Origin of the sequence: Rhizobium sp. GN54, from assembly GCF_021026345.1 — a bacterium.
Lineage (GTDB): Bacteria > Pseudomonadota > Alphaproteobacteria > Rhizobiales > Rhizobiaceae > Mycoplana.
Genome location: NZ_JAJNCZ010000006.1, coordinates 1 through 18,388, shown reverse-complemented (window position 1 = coordinate 18,388; position 18,388 = coordinate 1). Strand labels below are relative to the sequence as shown.

Annotated in this window: 16 protein-coding genes and 1 pseudogene; 6 read left to right on the top strand and 11 right to left on the bottom strand. The window is 63.3% G+C overall.

Annotated features, from left to right (window positions below; all coding sequences use genetic code 11):
* Position 1 precedes the first annotated feature (1 nt).
* The 6 genes from LQK81_RS16625 to LQK81_RS16600 form a co-directional block, all read right to left on the bottom strand.
* A complete protein-coding gene (locus LQK81_RS16625) occupies positions 2-871 on the bottom strand; it encodes an ABC transporter permease (RefSeq protein WP_230807489.1) in 870 nt (289 codons plus the stop codon).
* Positions 868-1,896, bottom strand: coding sequence for an ABC transporter ATP-binding protein (locus LQK81_RS16620; protein ID WP_230807488.1), 1,029 nt, complete (start codon positions 1,894-1,896; stop codon positions 868-870). The genes LQK81_RS16625 and LQK81_RS16620 overlap by 4 nt, the downstream gene beginning before the upstream one ends.
* 117 nt (positions 1,897-2,013) lie before the next feature.
* The gene (locus tag LQK81_RS16615) at positions 2,014-3,090 is read right to left on the bottom strand and encodes an extracellular solute-binding protein (protein WP_230807487.1); all 1,077 of its coding nucleotides are present in this window, start codon (positions 3,088-3,090) and stop codon (positions 2,014-2,016) included.
* A gap of 207 nt (positions 3,091-3,297) precedes the next feature.
* Positions 3,298-4,593, bottom strand: coding sequence for an NAD(P)/FAD-dependent oxidoreductase (locus LQK81_RS16610; protein ID WP_230807486.1), 1,296 nt, complete (start codon positions 4,591-4,593; stop codon positions 3,298-3,300).
* Between the two features lie 3 nt (positions 4,594-4,596).
* Positions 4,597-6,093 carry an aldehyde dehydrogenase family protein gene (locus tag LQK81_RS16605; protein ID WP_230807485.1) on the bottom strand — a complete coding sequence of 499 codons (1,497 nt, stop codon included), beginning with the start codon at positions 6,091-6,093 and terminating at the stop codon, positions 4,597-4,599.
* A 1-nt stretch (position 6,094) separates the two neighbouring features.
* Positions 6,095-7,198 (bottom strand): mandelate racemase/muconate lactonizing enzyme family protein, encoded by a 1,104-nt coding sequence (locus tag LQK81_RS16600; protein ID WP_230807484.1) that lies wholly within the window; start codon positions 7,196-7,198, stop codon positions 6,095-6,097.
* A gap of 138 nt (positions 7,199-7,336) precedes the next feature.
* Between LQK81_RS16600 and pdxR the strand changes: the two genes are divergently transcribed.
* Positions 7,337-8,830 carry a MocR-like pyridoxine biosynthesis transcription factor PdxR gene (gene pdxR, locus LQK81_RS16595; protein WP_230807483.1) on the top strand — a complete coding sequence of 498 codons (1,494 nt, stop codon included), beginning with the start codon at positions 7,337-7,339 and terminating at the stop codon, positions 8,828-8,830.
* 17 nt (positions 8,831-8,847) lie between these two features.
* On the opposite strand, the gene LQK81_RS16590 is transcribed toward pdxR, so the two are convergent.
* On the bottom strand, positions 8,848-10,479 hold the full coding sequence (locus tag LQK81_RS16590) for a GMC family oxidoreductase (RefSeq protein WP_230807482.1): 1,632 nt from the start codon (positions 10,477-10,479) through the stop codon (positions 8,848-8,850).
* A 461-nt stretch (positions 10,480-10,940) separates the two neighbouring features.
* Between LQK81_RS16590 and proV the strand changes: the two genes are divergently transcribed.
* The 4 genes from proV to LQK81_RS16570 all read left to right on the top strand — a co-directional run bounded on the left by proV (position 10,941) and on the right by LQK81_RS16570 (position 14,348).
* A complete protein-coding gene (proV, locus tag LQK81_RS16585; RefSeq protein WP_230807481.1) occupies positions 10,941-12,173 on the top strand; it encodes a glycine betaine/L-proline ABC transporter ATP-binding protein ProV in 1,233 nt (410 codons plus the stop codon).
* Between the two features lie 24 nt (positions 12,174-12,197).
* On the top strand, positions 12,198-13,082 hold the full coding sequence (locus tag LQK81_RS16580) for an ABC transporter permease (RefSeq protein WP_230807480.1): 885 nt from the start codon (positions 12,198-12,200) through the stop codon (positions 13,080-13,082).
* Between the two features lie 55 nt (positions 13,083-13,137).
* The gene (locus LQK81_RS16575; RefSeq protein ID WP_230807479.1) at positions 13,138-14,010 is read left to right on the top strand and encodes a glycine betaine ABC transporter substrate-binding protein; all 873 of its coding nucleotides are present in this window, start codon (positions 13,138-13,140) and stop codon (positions 14,008-14,010) included.
* A gap of 68 nt (positions 14,011-14,078) precedes the next feature.
* Complete coding sequence (locus tag LQK81_RS16570) at positions 14,079-14,348, top strand: helix-turn-helix domain-containing protein (protein ID WP_230807478.1); 270 nt, start codon at positions 14,079-14,081, stop codon at positions 14,346-14,348.
* Between the two features lie 87 nt (positions 14,349-14,435).
* Here LQK81_RS16570 and LQK81_RS16565 read toward each other — a convergent pair whose 3' ends face one another.
* The 3 genes from LQK81_RS16565 to LQK81_RS16555 all read right to left on the bottom strand — a co-directional run bounded on the left by LQK81_RS16565 (position 14,436) and on the right by LQK81_RS16555 (position 18,002).
* Positions 14,436-14,846 carry a DUF1850 domain-containing protein gene (locus LQK81_RS16565; RefSeq protein WP_230807477.1) on the bottom strand — a complete coding sequence of 137 codons (411 nt, stop codon included), beginning with the start codon at positions 14,844-14,846 and terminating at the stop codon, positions 14,436-14,438.
* Positions 14,843-16,957: a TRAP transporter permease gene (locus tag LQK81_RS16560; protein WP_230807476.1), complete on the bottom strand. Its 2,115-nt coding sequence runs from the start codon at positions 16,955-16,957 to the stop codon at positions 14,843-14,845. The genes LQK81_RS16565 and LQK81_RS16560 overlap by 4 nt, the downstream gene beginning before the upstream one ends.
* 85 nt (positions 16,958-17,042) lie before the next feature.
* Positions 17,043-18,002, bottom strand: a complete 960-nt coding sequence (locus tag LQK81_RS16555; protein WP_230807475.1) for a TAXI family TRAP transporter solute-binding subunit — start codon at positions 18,000-18,002, stop codon at positions 17,043-17,045.
* A gap of 112 nt (positions 18,003-18,114) precedes the next feature.
* Between LQK81_RS16555 and LQK81_RS16550 the strand changes: the two are divergent.
* Positions 18,115-18,303 (top strand): annotated as a pseudogene (locus LQK81_RS16550) (hypothetical protein); the annotation flags it as partial.
* On the opposite strand, the gene LQK81_RS26365 reads toward LQK81_RS16550, so the two are convergent.
* Positions 18,274-18,384 (bottom strand): hypothetical protein, encoded by a 111-nt coding sequence (locus tag LQK81_RS26365; protein WP_330166557.1) that lies wholly within the window; start codon positions 18,382-18,384, stop codon positions 18,274-18,276. The pseudogene LQK81_RS16550 and the gene LQK81_RS26365 overlap by 30 nt on opposite strands.
* Between the last annotated feature and the right edge of the window lie 4 nt (positions 18,385-18,388).

Here is an 18,388-nt window from a genome sequence, read left to right as displayed (position 1 = left end):
TTCATTCCTTGGCGACGGTGGTGGCGAGGCTCTGTCCGGTGAGCCGCAGGCCCGCCCAGACGACGAAGGAGGTGAAGCCCAGAAGCAGCACGCCGAAGGTTGCTCCGGCCTCCCAGTTGTAGCGTGTGATGAACTGGTTGTAGATCTGTTCGGTGAACCAGCTGGAATTCTTGCCGCCCAGCAGGATCGGCGTCAGGTAGCTGCCGGCTGCCAGCATGAAGGTGATGATGCAGCCCGAGACGATCCCCGGCATCGCATAGGGTACGACGATGCGGCGAAACACGGTGAACCGCGAGCCGCCGAGATTGTAGCCGGCCTCCAGCAACGCGTCGTCCATCCCCTGCAAGGTGGAAACCAGCGGCACGATCATGAACAGGATGACCGTGTAGACGAGGCCCATCACGACGGTGATGTCGTTGTAGAGCATTTCCACCGGCTGGGCGATGACGCCCAGGCTGACAAGCGTGGTCGAGATCACCCCGGTCTCGCGCAACAGCACGATCCACCCGTAGGCGCGCACGAGGTCGCTGACCCAGAGCGGGATGAGGCACATCAGGAACAGGGCAGCGCGGCTGCGTTGCCGGGCGACCTTGGCAATGTAGTAGGCCACCGGAAAGCCGATGATCAACGCCAGGATCGTCACCAGGATCGAGATCCAGGCTGTGCGCAGCAAGGTGTTGCGGTAGATCGGCTCGCCGAAGAAGGCGGCGTAGTTCGCAAAGCCGTATTCATATTGGTTGAAGCCGACCTTTTCGCGCAGCGAGACATAGCCGATGCCGATCTGCGGCAAGAGGATCAGCAGACCGATCCACAGGGCGAAAGGTGTCATCAGCAGAATCAGCGACAAGCGCCCCGCATCGCGCCCCGTCATGCGTGCCTCCGGGCGAAGATACGCGCGCGTTCCGGCCGCCAGGAAAGTGCCACGGCGTCGCCCTGGCTGACGGTCGAAGCCGCCAGCGGGTCGGCGATCTCGATCAGTTGGCCTCTTTCCGTCCGCACCAGGATGCGTGAACTGGCGCCATTGAACAGCAGGCTGTCGACGGTGCCGTCGAGCCTGATACTGTCGGACCCGCTTCCGATCGCCAGTGCCTCGGGCCGCAGGAAGACCTCGACGGCGTCGCCGGCCCGGCTGGCATCGAAGACGTGGCCGAGCACCGTACCGCCGCCATCGAGTTCGACGACGGCTTCCTGCCCGCGCACCTCGACGAGCTTTCCGTGCAGGCAGTTGGAATCGCCAACGAAGCCGGCGACGAAACCCGAGACAGGGGCGTCATAGAGTTCCCGCGGACTGCCGATCTGCTCAAACCGGCCGGCATTCATCACGGCGACAGCGTCCGACATCACCAGCGCCTCGGACTGGTCATGGGTGATGTAGAGAAAGGTCGTCTCGAACTGGTGCTGAAGCTGCTTCAGCTCGATCTTCATGTGTTCGCGCAGTTTCAGATCCAGCGCGCCGAGCGGTTCGTCCAGCAGCAGCACGTCCGGTTCCAGCACCATGCAGCGCGCGATGGCGATACGCTGCTTCTGGCCGCCCGACAGCTGGCTGATCTGCTTGTTTTCCACACCCGGCAGGCCGACCCGTTCGAGCACGCGAGCGACCTTGCGCGGAATGTCGGCCTTTGCGTCGCCCCGGCAACGCAGGCCATAGGCGATGTTCTCGCCGACATTCATCATCGGGAAGAGCGCCAGATGCTGGAACACCATTTTGACCGCCCGCTTGTTCGGGGCGACGTTCACAACGCTCTGGCCCTTGATCCGGATATCGCCGGATGTCGGGCTCTCGAAGCCGGCGATCATTCGCATCAACGTGGTCTTGCCGCAGCCGGACGGACCGAGAATGGAGAAGAAGGAACCGGAGGGAATGTCGAGGGAAACATCCGACACGGCGGTAAACATGCCAAACTTCTTGGTTATGCTGGCACAGCTCAGATCATACATCGCGCTCTATCCATTTGCGGGACTGGACCGGGACGACGGGACGCCCCGGTCGCTGTATCTACGGCGTGGACGCGATCAGTTCGTCGCTGCCTTGATCCGCTCGAGAGCGATGCCTTCCATGTCTTCGATGCCCGGCGGAATATTGGCGAAGAATTTCAGGTTGTCCAAGTCCGCCTGCGTGAACGCCGCCTGCACGGCCGCCTTCTTGTCGTCCGGCAAAAGGTCCGCGGCATTCGGCACGGCCGCGAGCGAACCGGTCGATGCGGACATGACCTTCACGTTTTCGGGCCTGATGACGAAGTTGATCCACTTGTAGGCGGCATCGTCGGCCTCGCCGCCGCGCGGCATGGCGAAGGTGTCGATCCAGGCGAGCGCGCCGGTTTCCGGCGGCACGAACACGATGTCCGGATTCTGGCTGTAGAGCTTGAAGGCAGTCGAATCCCAGGTTTCCGACAGCACGACTTCGCCGGACAGCATCAGCGCCGACAGGTCGTCGCCTCCGGTCCAGTAGGTCTTGAGGTTGTCCTTGCAGGCGATCAGCTTTTCGGTGACCTTGTCCAACATGTCCTTGTAGGCCGCCGTGTCGGCATAGAGGTCGAAGGGGTTCATGCCCATCGAGAAGGCGGTGCCGAGCAGGATCGTGCGGCGCAGGCGCATCGAGGTGCGTCCCTTGTATTTGGCGTCGCAGAGGTCGGCCCAGCTCTTGGCGTCCGGAGCCTCCTTCTTGTTGGCCATGATGCCCGACGTGCCCCACTGGTGCGGGACGGCGTAGACCTGGCCCTCGATCGTGGTGTTCTGCTTCACGCCGTCGACGAGATTGGGCGCCATCTGGTCGACATTGATCTTCGAAAGGTCGAGCGGCTTGTAGATGTTGTATTCAAGCTGCGCCGCGTAGATGCGGTCGTGGCTCGGCTGTGCGAGGTCGTAGCCCGTGCCGCCGGTGGCGCGCAGCTTCGCGATCATTTCCTCATTGTTCGAGAAGGTGACTTCGACCTTGATGTCGGGATTCTCGGCCTCGAACTTCTTGACGAGTTCGTCCGGCGCGTAGCTGCCCCAGGTCAGAAGTCGCAGTGTTTCCGCATGAGCGGCCGGCGCGGCGGCCAAGAGTAGAAGCGCGGTGGCGCCCAGAAGTCTGTTTCCCAGTTTTCGCATTGCTCTCTCCTCTGTACTGACAATCGTTGTTTATTTTCGTCGTTGTCATTCTTGGCAGGCTGGCCGGTGGCCAGCGAACATTGATGTGGGCCCGCTTAGATGAGGCTCCGTCACTACCGCCATTTGCGCACTGGAGACGCAAACTGGCCATCATGGAATAGCCATTCTTTCCATAGTTAAAGGCCAGTTTGCCGTTTCTGCTCTCCATCAGAGGCCGAAGCGATCCCTTAGCCGGTACACATGCACCGCGGGTGCCAGGAACCAAGGCTTGCCGAAGTAATAAGAGCGCGATGGAAACGCGGTCTCGCCATAGCCGGTGCGCCCATCGGGCTTTCCGAGGATGGCCTGACCAACGCGCATGCCCAAATAGCCGGCCATGCCGACGCCGGAACCGCAATAGCCCATCGCGTAATGAATGCCGTCCCGCTCGCCGACATGCGGCAGGGTATCGAATGTATAGCCGACATAGCCCATCCACGAATGGCTGACCCGGTAGCCGGCAAGTTGCGGAAAGAGGCGCTGCATTTCGCGGTGAAGCAGGGGGCCGCTCAGACGCGGGTCTGTCTCGGCCACGCTGACGCGGCCTCCGAACAGGATCCGGCGCCGATCGGGCGAGGCTCGGAAGTAATAGAGAACGCGCCGCGTGTCGGAAACGACACGGTTCCTTGGGATCAGTTCATCGACCAGCGTCTCGGGCAATTCCTCGGTGGCGACGATGTAGCTGCCGATCGGGATGATCCGGCGCTGATGCCAGCGCGAGAGCGGACCGGAATAGCCGTTGGTGGCGAGCACGACATTGCGCGCTTCGACGCGGCCCCGCGCGGTTTCCACCGTGAAGCCGTTTGCCGTCCGCGCTAGCCCGGTAACCTTGCAGTTTGCGGCAAGGCGCACGCCGGCTGCGCGCGCAAGCCTGACAAGGCCGGCGTGATAGCGTCCCGGGTCGAGCGAGGCATGTTTCTCGAACACCACGCCGCCATGATAGACGTCCGTGCCGAGCTCCGACCGCTGCTCGGCACGCGGCACGACATGGGCCGGAACGTCGAGCCCTTTCGGCTGGTTCTTCAGCGAAGCGGTCAAGGCGGAGAAGGATTTGCGGTCATGGGCGACGTGGAAACGGCCGACCACCTTGAAATCGCATTCGATGCCTTCGACGCGGATGAACGCCTCCGTCCATGCCAGTGATTGCCGACCGTCCGTGAAAATCCGCCGCGCAGTCGCTTCTCCGTGCGCCTTCGCCAGGGTCGCGAAGCCCGGCTTGACGCTGGTGCTGATCTGGCCGCCGTTGCGGGTGGAACACCCGAAGCCGATCTGTTCGGCGTCGCAGATGAGCACCTCGCGTCCGCCGCGGGCCAGTTCGATCGCTGCATGCAGGCCCGTATAGCCGGAGCCGACGACCAACACGTCGACCTTCGCCGGCAGTCCCGCTTCGGCAAGCGCTTGCGGCGGAGAGCGATCCCACCAGTAGGATGTCATCCTGGCATCGGCGGTGAAGACGGTCTCCATGCACTATTTTCCGATCCGTGCTGCAACGCTTTTGACGCGTGAATAGGCTTCCAGGGCGGCAAGGCCTTTTTCCCTGCCGAAGCCGGACATCCTGTTGCCGCCGAACGGCACCTCTATACCACCGGCGAAATACTCGTTGATGAAGACCTGGCCGGCATCGATGTCGCGGGCGAGGCGATGGGCTGCGGAGAAATCGCGCGTGTAGATGCCGGCGACCAGCGCATAGTCGGTTCCGTTGGCAAGCATCAACGCTTCCTCCTCCTCGTCGAAAGGTTGCACCACGAGGACCGGGCCGAAGATTTCCTGCTGGACGGCGGGATCGTTGGCGGGAGCGGTGTCGATGATCGTCGGTTCGAAGAACCACCCCTGGCCGGTTGCGGGATCCGCGATCGCGTTGCCACCGGTGATGATCGACAGGCCGCGCTTGCGGGCGCTCTCGACGTGGGCGGTGACCCGGGAAAGATGTTCGGCGGAGTTGAGCGGGCCGAACTGGGACCGCTTGAGCCCGTGCCCGATTTGCAGCGCCTCGGCCCGCTTCACCAGCCGGTCCAGGAGCTCGCCATGGATGCCGCGATCGACCACGAGACGGGAACCCGCGGAGCAGATCTGTCCCGCATTCTCGAATATGGCGCCCAGGATCCCTTCGACGGCCGCATCCAGGTCCGCATCGGCGAGCACGACGACGGGGGACTTGCCGCCGAGTTCCAGCAGCACCCGCGTCACGTTAGGGGCAGCCTCCCGCATGACGTTGACGCCGGTCTGGACCGAGCCGGTGAACGATACGTGACGGACCGCGGGGTGGCGTACGAGCGGCGCGCCTGCGTCCTGGCCGGTGCCGGTCACGACGTTGCAGACGCCGGCCGGCAGGCCCGCGCGATGAAGGATTTCGGCAAGGAGCAGCGCCGTCATCGGCGTCTGCTCGGCAGGCTTGGCAATCACCGTGCATCCTGCCGCAAGCGCCGGCGCGATGCCGCGGGCGGCGGTCGACAGCGGGTAGTTCCACGGGATGATGTGGGCCGTCAGTCCGGCCGGCTCGATGATCGAATAGCCGAGATATTCATGTCCGATCGGAAAGCTGTCACCTTGCAGCGTGTTGGCGGCGGCGGCGTAGTACTCGAAGGTGCGCGCGGCGCCAGCGACGTCACCTTCGGCCTCCTGCAGGGGCTTTCCGCTGTCGAGGCTCTCGATCACCGCGAGGCGGGGCGCCTCTTCCCGAAGAAGGGCGGCCGTGCGTGCCAGAACGGCGCCACGCGCGGCCGGGCGGGATCTGGCCCAGTCGGGGCCTGCGCGAACTGCTGCCTCGACGGCCGTCGCGACATCGTCCGCGTCGCCGGCGGAAAAAGCGTGATAGGCGCGACCAAGGCCCGGATCGAATGTTTCCATCATCCGACCATACTGCGGCGGCGACCAGCGGCCGTCGATGAAGTGGTCCCTGGGCAGGCCGCTCAGGGTTCCGGTCTGGAAGTATTCGGCTGCGAGGCGATCGGCTTCTGCGGTCATGTCAGTCAATCTCGCTGATCTCGTAGGTGGATTTCGCCAGCCATTCCGGATCGATCTCGATCCCCCAGCCGGGTGCGTCCGTGACCGTAGCCTTGCCGTCGACGATCGCATAGGGATCGTTGCGGAAGAGACCGTACTGCCAGGGATAGTAGTCCGCGCCTTCGATCGAGAATTCCAGGTAGTTGCCTGCGTTGGGGATGGCGCGAAGGAGATGCATGGTGAACAGCGTGACGAGGGAGAGGTTTGCGCAATGGGGCGTGACCGGCAGGCCCGCGGCGCCTGCCATCCGTGCGACCCGGAGCGTCCGGCTGATCCCACCGAGATAGAGGACGTCCGGCTGAACGATGTCGACCGCCCGCATCTCGATCATGCGGCGCCAGATCGTCAGGTCCCAATCCTGCTCGCCGCCGGTGACGGCAATATCGAGCGCGTCGGCCACCTGTCTGGTCTGCTCCAGTTCCCAGTAGGGGCATGGCTCCTCGTAATGGACCATGCCGTGGTCTTCCATCAATCGTCCGACCTCGATCGCCCTCGCCGGCGAATAGCAGGAATTGGCGTCGGCGAGCAGGGCGGCTTCCGCTCCAAGGGCATGTGCCACCGCCGGAATGATCTCCTCGGTCCGCCCCGGCCATTCATCCTGATTGCGCCCGACTTCGGCGCCAACGCGGAACTTGAAGGCATCGAAGCCATGCTGCTGGCGGAGACGCTTGAAGCGTTCCACCTCATCCGTCGGCGTTATGTCCCGCTTCATCGACGACGCATAGGCGCGCAGCGGGCCCGGCGTGCCGCCGAGCAGCGAAGTGACAGGCTTGCCCGCCTGCTTTCCCCTGAGGTCCCAGACGGCCGTGTCCAGCCCGCCCAGGGCGCGACACAGATAGGATCCTGGAAACTTGTGCTCCCGCTCGGTGATCAGATCAAGATGGTCGTCAAGATCGACGATATCGACGCCAAGCGTCCAGGGGGCGACCTGGCGGTGCAGAACCTGAGCAGAAATATCGGAATTGTACGTCGACAGTTGCCCCCATCCCGTCTCCCCGGCATCATTGGTGATGCGCACGAAGCCGACATAACGTGTCGAAAACGTCTCGATCGACCGCAGCTTCATCACTTGGCGCTCCAATTCGGTTTGTTGGCTGTCTCGGCAGTGGCCTCACATTGAGCTGAAACTGGTCTTTGACTAAGGTCCATTTTGGAATAGTTTTCATGCCAGATTAAAGCCAAAAAAGGCGCGCGGGGATCGGGAATGGTAAAATACGCCGGTGGGGCACTGATCCCGCCGATCCAGATCAACAGGGACGATCCAGGTTCGTTGACGGCGCAACTCGCCAGCGGCCTGCGCGAGTTGATCCTTTCCGGCCGGCTGGCGCCCGGAGAACGGCTGCCGTCGAGCCGAACGCTGGCGAAGGATCAGGGTGTTTCACGCACGACCGCGGTGACGGTTTATGAACAGTTGGTGGCGGAGGAACTGATCTATTCGCGGGTCGGAGCCGGTGCATATGTCAGCGAAACGCTGCTCTCGGAGCGTCCGGTCCAGCCGCAGACGGTGCAGGAGGCGGACAATGCCGCGCCTCCGCGGCTCGCGCGGTTGAGCATCGAGGCGTCGGAGCACTTTTTCCCCCGTCTTTCCCACCCGCAGGTGCCCCGTCCTTTCGCCACCGGAATGCCTGCCAATGACGAGTTTCCGATGGCGCTCTGGGCACGACTTTCCGCACAGTACTGGCGGCAGTCGCGTCATGCGGTGCTCGGTTATCCCGATCCTGTCGGGCTCTACGAACTACGCCGCGCGATCTCGAACCATCTCAAGGCCAATCGTGGAGTGGTTTGCGATCCCGACGAGGTGTTCGTCTTCAATGGGGCGCAGGACGCCTTCAACAGGATCGGCCAGATGCTCCTCAATCCGGGCGACAAGGTCTGGTTCGAAAATCCCGGGCCGATCGGTGCCCGCAACAGCCTCGTGTCCAGCGGGGCGAGCCTGGTGCCGGTTCCCGTGGACGACCAGGGCATAGATGTCACCGCCGGCCTGAGACTTTGTCCGGAATTCCGGATGGCTTTCGTGACGCCCGCGCGCCAGCATCCCCTTGGCGTGACCATGTCACTCGGCCGTCGCCTCGAACTGCTGAATGCCGCTGCCGGCTGCGGCGCATGGGTGATCGAGGACGATTACGACGGTGAATTCTACTATTCGGGACACCCCGCCCCGACTCTGAAAAGCGTCGATACCACCGGTCGCGTTATCTATGTGGGCACCTTTTCCAAGGTCATGTTCGCGGCCTTGCGACTGGGTTACGTCGTTGCGCCGCCCGAGGTCGCGAAGATGCTTCGCCGGGTGGCCGGAGCCACGATGCAGGGCGCGCCTTCCAGCCTGCAGTCGATCATGGCGACGTTCATGGAGCAGGGCCACTTCAACGCGCATCTCCGCCGGATGCGACGCGTCTACAACGAGCGGCAGGCTGTGCTCGTCGATGCCGCCGCGAGACACCTGGACGGATTGCTCGAGGTTCAGCCCACGACGACCGGCTTCCAGACGATCGGCCACCTGCCCGACGACCTCGACGAGAACGAAGTCACAGCCCGCGCCCTTGAGCGGGGTATCATCCTGTCGCCGCTCAGCCGCTTCTCGCTGGCGCCGGCGCAGAAGGGCCTCATTCTCGGCTTCAGCGCGGTTCCCTCGAGGGCGACCGTCGCGGCGGTTCAGGATCTGGCCGAACTCCTGCGGGCTATGCGCAAGCGACAATAGCCTTGTGCCCGTGGGCGTCAGGCCCCGCGCCAGTCCTCGAGAATGAAATCCGCACCCCGTTCGCCGACCATGATAGACGGCGCGTTGATGTTGCCGGAGGGTATCAGCGGGAAGATCGACGCATCAACGACGCGCAAACCCTCGATCCCGTGAACCCGCAGTCGCGGATCGACGACCGATCTGCTCGCCTCCGGCCCCATCGAGCAGGTGCCGCAAGCGTGAAAGACGGAGCCGCTGCGAGCGCGAATATCCGCTGCCATGTCCGCGTCGCTGTCCGTGGCTGGACCGGGGACGATCTCGCGCTTGATGAGGGTGGCGATCGGGTCCAACGCGGCGATCCGGCGCAGGATGCGGGCGCCGTCCACCAGTTCATCGAGGTCGCTCTCGTCCGACAGGTAGTTCGGGCGAATTACCGGCGGTGCGAAAGGATCGGCGGAGCCGAGCTCGATCGTGCCACGGCTCTTAGGATGGCAGTTCGAAATCCCGAGCATGAAGCCGGAGAAGAGATCGGTGCGCATCAGCGCCCGCTTGCCGGGGATCGCGCGCGTATAGCTCAGTGGCGAGAAGTAGAGTTGAATGTTGGGACGCTGCCGGTCGGGCCGGCTCCTGACGAAACCGCCGGCCTGATTGACGCTCAGCGACAAGGGGCCCTTGCGGGTCAGCACATATTGCAGGCCGACAGCCAACCGTCCCCACCACGGACGCAGAACGTCGTTCAGCGTCGGACGGGTCGATTCATAGATATAGTCGAAACCGAGATGGTCCTGCAGATTGTGGCCGACCATCGGCGCGTGGAGCACGGACGGGATACCGAGGGCGGCAAGCTTTTGGGCGTCGCCGATGCCGGACAGCATCATGATCTGCGGAGAATTGACGGCGCCGGCCGACAGGATGACCTCGCGCCGGGTCCGTACCGTGGTTTTCGCGCCGTTCGTGACGTATTCGACGCCGGTGACGCGCCCGGATTCGACGAGAAGACGGGTGACATGGGCATGCGTCCGCACCTCGAGATTGGCGCGCCGGCGCACGGGGTGCAAATAGGCGTCGGCGGATGAGCAGCGCAGGCCCTTGCGCGTCGTGACCTGGTAGATGCTGGCGCCTTCCTGCGTGTCGCCGTTGTAATCCGGGTTGAACGGTATTCCGGCCGCCTCAGCGGCTTTCAGGTAGTCGTTGGCGAGCGGATGGACGGAGCCCGCCATATTGGTGATCGTGAGCGGTCCCCCGATGCCCCGACCGCCATCGGCGCCTTCGAGGTTGTCTTCCATCCGCCTGTAGACGGCAAGCACGTCCGCCGCCGACCAGCCTGGATTGCCAAGCGCCGCCCACGCGTCGAAATCGGCCGGTTGTCCGCGCACGTAGACCATGGCGTTGATCGAGCTCGATCCGCCGATGACGCGACCGCGTGGCCAATAGGCCGGTCGTCCGCCGGTGCCGGCATCGGGTTCGGTCTGGTAGCGCCAGTTGAGTTGCGGGTGGTAGAAAGTCTTGCCGTAGCCGATCGGCATGCGGATCCAGAAATTGAAGTCGGACCCGCCCGCCTCGAGCAGAAGCACCCGTGTCGCGGGATCGGCGCTCAGCCGGTTGGCGAGAACGCAACCGGCCGAACCCGCTCCGATGACAATGAAATCAAAAACCTGATCGGATGCCATATTTCACTACCAAACCTGCTGCAGCCACCAGCGAAGGACACACTCAGCCAGCTAAGTACTGCTGCGTCCCGTGTCGCGGTCCATTTCATGCATGATGTAATGCCATTTAGAATTTTCCAGCGGTTCGGTCGCGTTTTCGTAAAGCCGAAGTCTGGAAGACAGCCGATCGCTTCGAGGGTCGTTCAAAATCGACTTCCTGGGTTCCAAAGCCCCTCTGTGGATCCGTGCAGATTCGAGGACATTTTATTCCGAGTTTTCCGCCGAATTGATCTGTAGACTGGAATTTTTTTCTCACGTTCTGGACTTTATCGCACGAGTGTGCCACAAAGTGTCCACTTTGCGACGCGCCATCTCATTTGCGACAAATTTGAGAAGGTGCGTTTTCGATCGCGCTGGTACCTTCATCAGCCAAGAACAAACAAAGGAGAGTGCCCCGCTTCCGGAGCCGGGCCCAGGACAATATGGCTTTTGCAACTGAGAGCGACCTGCCGAGCACCGAGCGGCCGGTCAAGATCAGTATCAAGAACGTCTTCAAGGTGTTTGGAGAGCGGCCTGAGAAGGCTCTCGACCTTCTCAGGGCCGGCAGAACCAAGGCGGAAATTCATGCCGCGACCGGTTGCACCATCGGCGTAAACGACGCGACCTTCGATATTCGCGCCGGCGAGATCTTCGTCATCATGGGATTGTCCGGCTCCGGCAAGTCTACCATGCTTCGCCTCATCAACCGGCTGATCGAGCCCACATCCGGATCGATCGAGATCGATGGCCGCGACGTGGCCCGGCTGGCGCGCAGCGAGTTGATCGCGCTTCGCCGGCGAGACATCAGCATGGTTTTCCAGTCCTTCGCGCTCCTTCCCAACCGCACGGTTCTCGACAATGCCGCCTTCGGGCTGGAAGTGGCTGGCATCGGCGAGGCCGACCGCAAGCAGCGCGCCCGCAATGCACTGAGGTCCGTGGGCCTTGAAGGCTACGACGACAGCAGGACGGACCAGCTCTCGGGCGGCATGAAGCAGCGTGTCGGCCTTGCCCGCGCGCTTGCCAGCGAGCCGACGGTGCTGCTGATGGATGAGGCGTTCTCCGCACTCGACCCGCTTATCCGCACGGAGATGCAAGACGAACTGGTGCGCCTGCAGGCCGAGCATAGCCGCACCATCGTCTTTGTCAGCCACGATCTGGACGAGGCGATGCGCATCGGCGATCGCATCTGCATCATGCAGAACGGCGAGGTCGTTCAGGTCGGCACGCCCGACGAGATCGTTCTCAAGCCCGCCAACGACTACGTGCGCTCCTTCTTTCGCAACGTCGATGTCTCGCAGGTCTTCCGCGCCGGCGACGTGGCGCGCAAGACGCAGGTGACGATCATCGAACGCCAGGGCGTGTCGGTCGCCGCAGCGCTGGAGCGAATGGAGCACTTCGATCGGGACGTCGCCATCATCCTCGGCCGCGACAAGACCTACCACGGCATGGTCAGCCGCAGTTCGTTGATCGAGACCGCGCGCGATGGCGCAAGCGATCCCTACCGCCGCGCCTTCCTGACGGACATCGAACCGATCCCCGCCGCGGAAAGCCTGTCCAACGTGCTCGGCAAGGTGGCCGCCAGCGCCTGGCCGGTGCCGGTGGTCGACGAAGCCAACCGCTATCTCGGCTCCATCAGCAAGTCCGCGCTTCTCGAAACGCTCGATCGCGCCGCCTGATCCCGCCAGTTCGGAGAGAATTCCATGACTTTCGATATCGGTGACGGCGTCGACAGCGCCGTCAACTACATCCTCGACAATTTCGCGCCGCTGCTCGACCTCATCGCCGCGGCCATCGGCACGGTGACGAACGGCATCCAGGCGCTGCTGCTCGCAACGCCGATGGGCCTCGGCCTTGCCATTTTCGTGTTGCTTTCGCTCTGGCGTGTCGGATTGGGCTTTGCCGTCTTTACCGGCCTTTCGCTCTGGCTCGTCGAACACATGGGCCTGTGGTCCGCCATGATGGAGACGCTGTCGCTGGTCCTGGCCTCGACGCTTGTTGCCATGGTCATCGGCCTGCCGCTCGGCATCGCCATGGCGCGCAGCGACCGGGTGGCGGCCGTCGTCCGGCCCGGGCTCGACCTCATGCAGACCATGCCGGCCTTCGTCTATCTGATCCCGGCGGCCATGTTCTTCGGGCTCGGCGCCGTCCCAGGCACGATCGCGACCGTGATCTTCGCGATGCCGCCCGTCGTGCGTCTCACCAATCTCGGCATCCGCCAAGTGCATGCCGAGTTCATCGAAGCGGGCAACGCCTTTGGCTGCACTGCCGCGCAATTGCTTTTCAAGGTGCAGCTTCCCAATGCCATGCCTTCCATCATGGCCGGCATCAACCAGACGATCATGTTGTCTCTATCGATGGTGGTGATCGCCTCGATGATCGGTGCGGGCGGCATCGGCAATACGGTGCTGACCGGTATCCAGCGCCTCGATGTCGGCACCGGATTCGAGGGCGGCATCTCCGTCGTCATCCTCGCTGTGATCCTCGACCGGATCACGCAGAGCCTTGGAAAGGGGCGCCCCGTCTTCTGGCGCAGCCTGTTCCGTCGACCGGCGCAGGAGCCGGTGGCTTCGGCCGCCACAGCCTAGCGCCAGAGAGCGGCGTCTGTGCCGCTGAATGCGAACCTTCAAAAAAGGAACAAAAATGTTCAAGACACTCGCAACGATCGGCCTCGCGGCCGGAGTTTTCGCCGGAACGTTCGGCACGGCGCTGGCGGAAGACAAGGCGGTGAAGATCGGCTGGGCCGCCTGGTCGGACGCCGAATTCGTGACCAAGCTTGCCGCGAAGCTCATCAAGGACGAACTCGGTCAGGAGGTCGAGCTGGTCCAGACCGACGTCGCTCCGCTGTACCAGGGTGTCAGCCGCGGCGACCTCGACGCCATGATGATGGCGTGGCTGCCGCAGACGCATGCGGATTACTTTGCCAAGGTGAAGGACAAGGTCACGACCCTCGGCACCGTCTATGACGGCGCAAAGCTGGGCTGGGTGGTTCCGAAATACGTGCCCGAGGATGCGATCGCCTCGATCGAGGACCTGAAGAAGGACGACGTCAAGGACCGGCTCAAGGGCCGTGTCGAGGGCATCGATCCGGGTGCGGGCCTCACGCGCCTCTCAGAACAGGCCGTCAAGGACTATGCGCTGGAAGGCTACAAGCTGCAGATTTCCAGCGAAGCCGGCATGCTGACGACGGTCGATCGAGCGATCCGCAAGGAAGAGTGGTTCGTCGCCACCTCGTGGAGCCCGCACTGGATGTTCGGCAAGTACGAGTTGCGCTACATCGACGACCCGAAGGGTTCGCTCGGCAAGGCGGAGCATGTCGATGTGCTCGCGCGGAAGGATTTCGAGAAAGACCATCCCGAGGTCGCCGCGTTCCTGTCGCGCATGAAGCTGCCGGTCGGTGATCTCGAGGCTGCGATGTTCGATGCGCAGGAGACCTCCTACGAGGCGGCCGTCGACAAGTACATTTCGGACCATCCCGACCAGATCAAGGCATGGCTGGAAAAGAACGAAGGCTGACGCAGCCAACTGGCGACCCCGCGGGACATGCCGCGGGGGCCTTTCTCGCGCACAGAAGGAACATTGCAATGCATCACGATCTCACCCTGGCACCTCGGTTCGCGGTTGAAACGACGGATGACACGATTGGCGGGCGTATTTCTCTTGCCCGCGATGCCGCCGGCCTGTCCATCGAAGAGGCATCGGCGGTTGCCGGAGTGACGGCAGAGACCTGGAAGAACTGGGAAAACGATCGGGCCGAGCCACGCGCCAACCGCCTCGACATGCTTGCGCGCATCCTTCAGGTCAGCATCACCTGGTTGCTTGACGGCCACGGCAACGGGCCCGCGGAGGGCTGAGGGGTGTCTGGAATCGAACATGCCCGGGAGGCGGTTGAGGATGGATCGGGCAACCCTACATGGCAAATCGCGTAAAATGGCGCGCTTCTATCGTTTCTGATTCCCGTCTGCCTTCTCCAGACTGGAGCTGTTGGGCGACGCGTCGCAAGTCCTGAGAACGGCTGGGTCTGCCGCTTGCTCGCCGAAGGTCTCGCAGTGAGCGCCCGCGCAGAGCGTCCAGCCCTCCCCCGTCGCACCCGACTGTGCGAACACCAGCTCACGCTGGATCGGCAATCTGGGCAAATAGACCCACCAACCACGCTTGAGCACTGCCCCGTCTGGTGGCTCCATCCCGGCCCCGGACCCCTTCACCCGCGCTTCGATGATCTCCAGGCCAGCCGGCGTGAGGCGCCAGTCCTCCTCCCATCGGGTCTTCTCGATCGAGTGCGTCCAAGACAGCGTGAAGGCGGAAGCCGCGATGACGGCGACCTTCCCGGCTGCGATGAGGCAAAGGCTCACGTCACAGCTGCCATGTTGCGCGCCCGCCACCAGTGCCAGCCGATCCACAGCGCGGCGAGCGTCCAGCCGATCTCGTCGGTCAGCGGCAGTGCCAGTACAAGAAACACGCCAGCCGCAAACGCGATGATTCGCTCCCATCTTGGCATGCCGGTGATGAAGAAGCCGACCACTGCCGTCCCCCACAACAGGATGCCAAGGCAGGCCTTGAGCACGATGTAGGCAACCTCGACCGGATAGCCGTAGGCCGCCGCCATAGGGCCGGGATCCTGCAACATCAGGGCGGGCGTGTAGACTGCCATGAACGGCACGACAAAGCCGGCGACGGCCAGCTTCGAGGCCTGGATCCCGATCTTGAGGCCGCTTTCCTTGGCCATCGGTGCGGCAGCGAAGGCCGCCAACGCCACGGGCGGCGTCAAGTCGGCCATGATGCCGAAATAGAAGACGAACATGTGGCTGACGATCAGCGGTACGCCAAGTTCCAGCAGGGCCGGACCGGCGAGTGACGATGTGATGATATAGTTGGGGATTGTCGGGATACCCATTCCGAGCACCAGGCAGGTGAGCATCGTGAGCACGAGCGACAGGAACAGGTTGTTCTCGCCAACCGAGATGATGTAGCCGATGAAGGTCGAAGCGATGCCGGTCAGCGTCAGCGTGCCGATGACGATGCCGACAATGGCGCAGGCTATACCGACCGGCAGGGCGTTCTTGGCGCCATCGGCCAGCGAGTCGACACAGATGCGCAGGGTCTCGCGCCCGCCCCTGAACAGTGCGCAGCCGATGATCAGACCGCCGATGACGACCGCCAGCAGGCTGACGCCGTACTTGACGAAGGAGGCGGCGGCAAGGCCGAGCGCAATCCAGAATACGACACGGAAGGCAAACGGACCAATTAGCGCCGCCAGTGGCGTGCCCAGGATCAGGACGATGGTCAGCGCGAGCCCCATCGTGCCGGCAAAGATCGGCGTGTAGCCGGCGAACAACAGATAGACGAGGGCGGCCAGCGGAAGAACGAGCGGCCAGTGCGTCTTGACCGCCAGCCATGGATTGGGCAGCGACGCCTTGTCCATGCCGGAAAGGCCCGCCTTCCCGGCTTCCAGATGAACCTGCCAGAAGCAGGCGCCGAAATAGAGGGTCGCGGGGATGATCGCTGCCTTGACGATGGCGGCATAGGGCACGTTCAGCGTCTCGGCCATGATGAAGGCGACCGCCCCCATCACCGGCGGCATGATCTGGCCGCCCATCGATGACGTTGCCTCGACGGCTCCGGCAAAGGCGGGGCGGAAGCCAAAGCGCTTCATCAGCGGGATGGTGAACTGGCCGCTGGCAACCACGTTGGCGACGCCGGAGCCGGAGATGGTGCCCATCAGCGCGGACGACAGCACGCAGACCTGCGCAGGCCCGCCACGCCACGAACCGACCAGGCCGAGGGCGAAGTCGTTGAACAGCGCGATCATGCCCGCCTTCTCCAGGAAGGCGGCGAAGACGACGAAGATGAAGATGTAGGCGGCGGACACATAGATCGGTGTCCCGTAGATGCCCTCGACCCCGAAGGCGAAGGTGTCGACTATCTGGGAAAAGTCGTAGCCGCGATGGATAAAGGGGGCGGGCAGATAATTGCCGACGAAGCAATAAGCGAGAAAGATGAAGGCGATGATGGTGAGCGGTATCCCCATCAGCCTGCGCGTCGCCTCGAATACCAAAAGGATCAGCATTGTGCCCACCACGAGGTCGGGCACCGTCAAGAAGCCCGATCGCATGATGAGGTCGTGGTAGAACACCCAGTGGTACACGCCGGTGAGGAAGCCGAGCAGGCCGAGGCCCCAGAACAGGATTTTGGCCGGCCTGCCCGTAGCGCGCAGGTTCGCCCAGAGGCCGAAACCGAGCAGCAGCAGGAATGCGACATGCATGGCCCTCACGACCTGGCTCGGCAGGTTGCCATAGGCGGCGCTATAGAGCTGAAAGAGAGAGAAGGCGACGGCGATCAGGAAGGCGGCCTTGCCGGCCATGCCTTCGCCGAAGCCCGGCGGCAGCCCCTCGACTTGCTCTTCGACGACCGGCATGTGAATAGTCCCGGTCTTCGCCGAAACGGTCTGGGCTGCCTCGCTCATAAACCCGCTCTTTCCTCGAAAATGCTGCATGGGTCGCTGCCGCGGACTCCGGCGGCAGCGGCTTTGTTGGCGGCTATGAGCGCGCCTACTTCAGCAGACCCTTTTCCTTGTAGTAGCGCTCTGCGCCAGGATGCAGCGGCACGGGCATGCCGTCGAGTGCCTTGGCCGGGTCGATCGCCTTGGCGGCGGCGTGGGCGGCGACAAGCTGCGGCAGGTTCTCAAACAGAAGCTTGGTCATCTGGTAGGCGGTTTCCTCCGACACGCCATCGTGGGTGATGAGGAAGTTGCCGACCGCCGCCGTCGGCACATCCTCGGTCTGGCCGTCATATGTGCCCTTCGGTATGGTAACCGGCAGGTAGGGCGAGCCGATCTTCTCGACATCGGCAGCCGGTACGGCGACCACGTTGATCGGCACCGAAGTCGCGAGGTCACGGATCGAGGCGACCCCAAGACCGGCCGACTGCAGGGTGGCATCGAGCTGGCGGTTCTTGATCAGTTCGACCGATTCGGCGAACGGGAGATACTCCACCTTGCCGAGATCCTCGTACGACATGCCGGCGGCCGCGAAGATGGCGCGCGCGTTGAGCTCGGTGCCGGATTTCGGTGCGCCGACCGACAGGCTCTTGCCCTTGAGATCGGCGAGCGACTTGATGCCGGACTCCTGGCTTGCGACGATCTGGATGTAGTTCGGATAAATTGCGGCGATGCCGCGCAGCTTGTCCAGCTTGCCCGGGAAACCGGCTTCGGTGTTGCCTTCGACGGCAAACTTCACCGAATCACCGAGGGCGAAGCCAATTTCGCCCTTGCCCTGCTGCAAGAGGTTAAGGTTTTCGACGGAAGCCTTGGTGGCCTGCACCTGGGTGCGCGCGCCCGAAATGCCCTTGGCATAGATCTCCGATAGCGCGACGCCGAGGGGATAGTAGACGCCCGATGTGCCGCCTGTCAGCACATTGACGAATTCCTGCGCCCTGCCAGGGACAGCGGCGAGGCCGGTCGTAAGCGCCACTGCGGCGGCGGCAATAAGCTTCGTCTTCAGTTTGAGCATCAATGTTCCTCCTCAACTCGCTCCCCTGTGCCCTCCCGGGCATCCGGCCGGCAGTTTAGGTGGCAGATTGCAAATGACAACCCGCAAATCGCACGGAGGCCGGTGTGCTCCCGAGACGGTCGACAACGCCATCGAGGAGCAGCAGGCCGAATGTCAGGTCAATCGCCTCGAGACTCTCAAGCGCAGAATGCACGGCCGGGCGAGCCCGGAACTGCTGAGGGCGCGAATGTTGGCCCCACCTCACCAAGGTGCGGAAGAACCCCTTTCGGTCTCAGTAGAGTGTGAAGGCTGGAACGTATGAGATGAGGACGAGGACGGTGAATGCGACGAGGTAGAAGGGCCAGAGTTCCTTGACGACGGTCCCGATGGGGACGCGGGCGATGGCG

What these genes read in the sequence shown, in the direction of transcription:
- LQK81_RS16625 (WP_230807489.1), bottom strand. Translation starts at nt 871, where the DNA reads ATGACGGGGCGCGATGCGGGGCGCTTGTCGCTGATTCTGCTGATGACA.
- LQK81_RS16620 (WP_230807488.1), bottom strand. Translation starts at nt 1,896, where the DNA reads ATGTTTACCGCCGTGTCGGATGTTTCCCTCGACATTCCCTCCGGTTCC.
- LQK81_RS16615 (WP_230807487.1), bottom strand. Translation starts at nt 3,090, where the DNA reads ATGCGAAAACTGGGAAACAGACTTCTGGGCGCCACCGCGCTTCTACTC.
- LQK81_RS16610 (WP_230807486.1), bottom strand. Translation starts at nt 4,593, where the DNA reads ATGGAGACCGTCTTCACCGCCGATGCCAGGATGACATCCTACTGGTGG.
- LQK81_RS16605 (WP_230807485.1), bottom strand. Translation starts at nt 6,093, where the DNA reads ATGACCGCAGAAGCCGATCGCCTCGCAGCCGAATACTTCCAGACCGGA.
- LQK81_RS16600 (WP_230807484.1), bottom strand. Translation starts at nt 7,198, where the DNA reads ATGAAGCTGCGGTCGATCGAGACGTTTTCGACACGTTATGTCGGCTTC.
- pdxR (WP_230807483.1), top strand. Translation starts at nt 7,337, where the DNA reads ATGGTAAAATACGCCGGTGGGGCACTGATCCCGCCGATCCAGATCAAC.
- LQK81_RS16590 (WP_230807482.1), bottom strand. Translation starts at nt 10,479, where the DNA reads ATGGCATCCGATCAGGTTTTTGATTTCATTGTCATCGGAGCGGGTTCG.
- proV (WP_230807481.1), top strand. Translation starts at nt 10,941, where the DNA reads ATGGCTTTTGCAACTGAGAGCGACCTGCCGAGCACCGAGCGGCCGGTC.
- LQK81_RS16580 (WP_230807480.1), top strand. Translation starts at nt 12,198, where the DNA reads ATGACTTTCGATATCGGTGACGGCGTCGACAGCGCCGTCAACTACATC.
- LQK81_RS16575 (WP_230807479.1), top strand. Translation starts at nt 13,138, where the DNA reads ATGTTCAAGACACTCGCAACGATCGGCCTCGCGGCCGGAGTTTTCGCC.
- LQK81_RS16570 (WP_230807478.1), top strand. Translation starts at nt 14,079, where the DNA reads ATGCATCACGATCTCACCCTGGCACCTCGGTTCGCGGTTGAAACGACG.
- LQK81_RS16560 (WP_230807476.1), bottom strand. Translation starts at nt 16,957, where the DNA reads ATGAGCGAGGCAGCCCAGACCGTTTCGGCGAAGACCGGGACTATTCAC.
- LQK81_RS16555 (WP_230807475.1), bottom strand. Translation starts at nt 18,002, where the DNA reads ATGCTCAAACTGAAGACGAAGCTTATTGCCGCCGCCGCAGTGGCGCTT.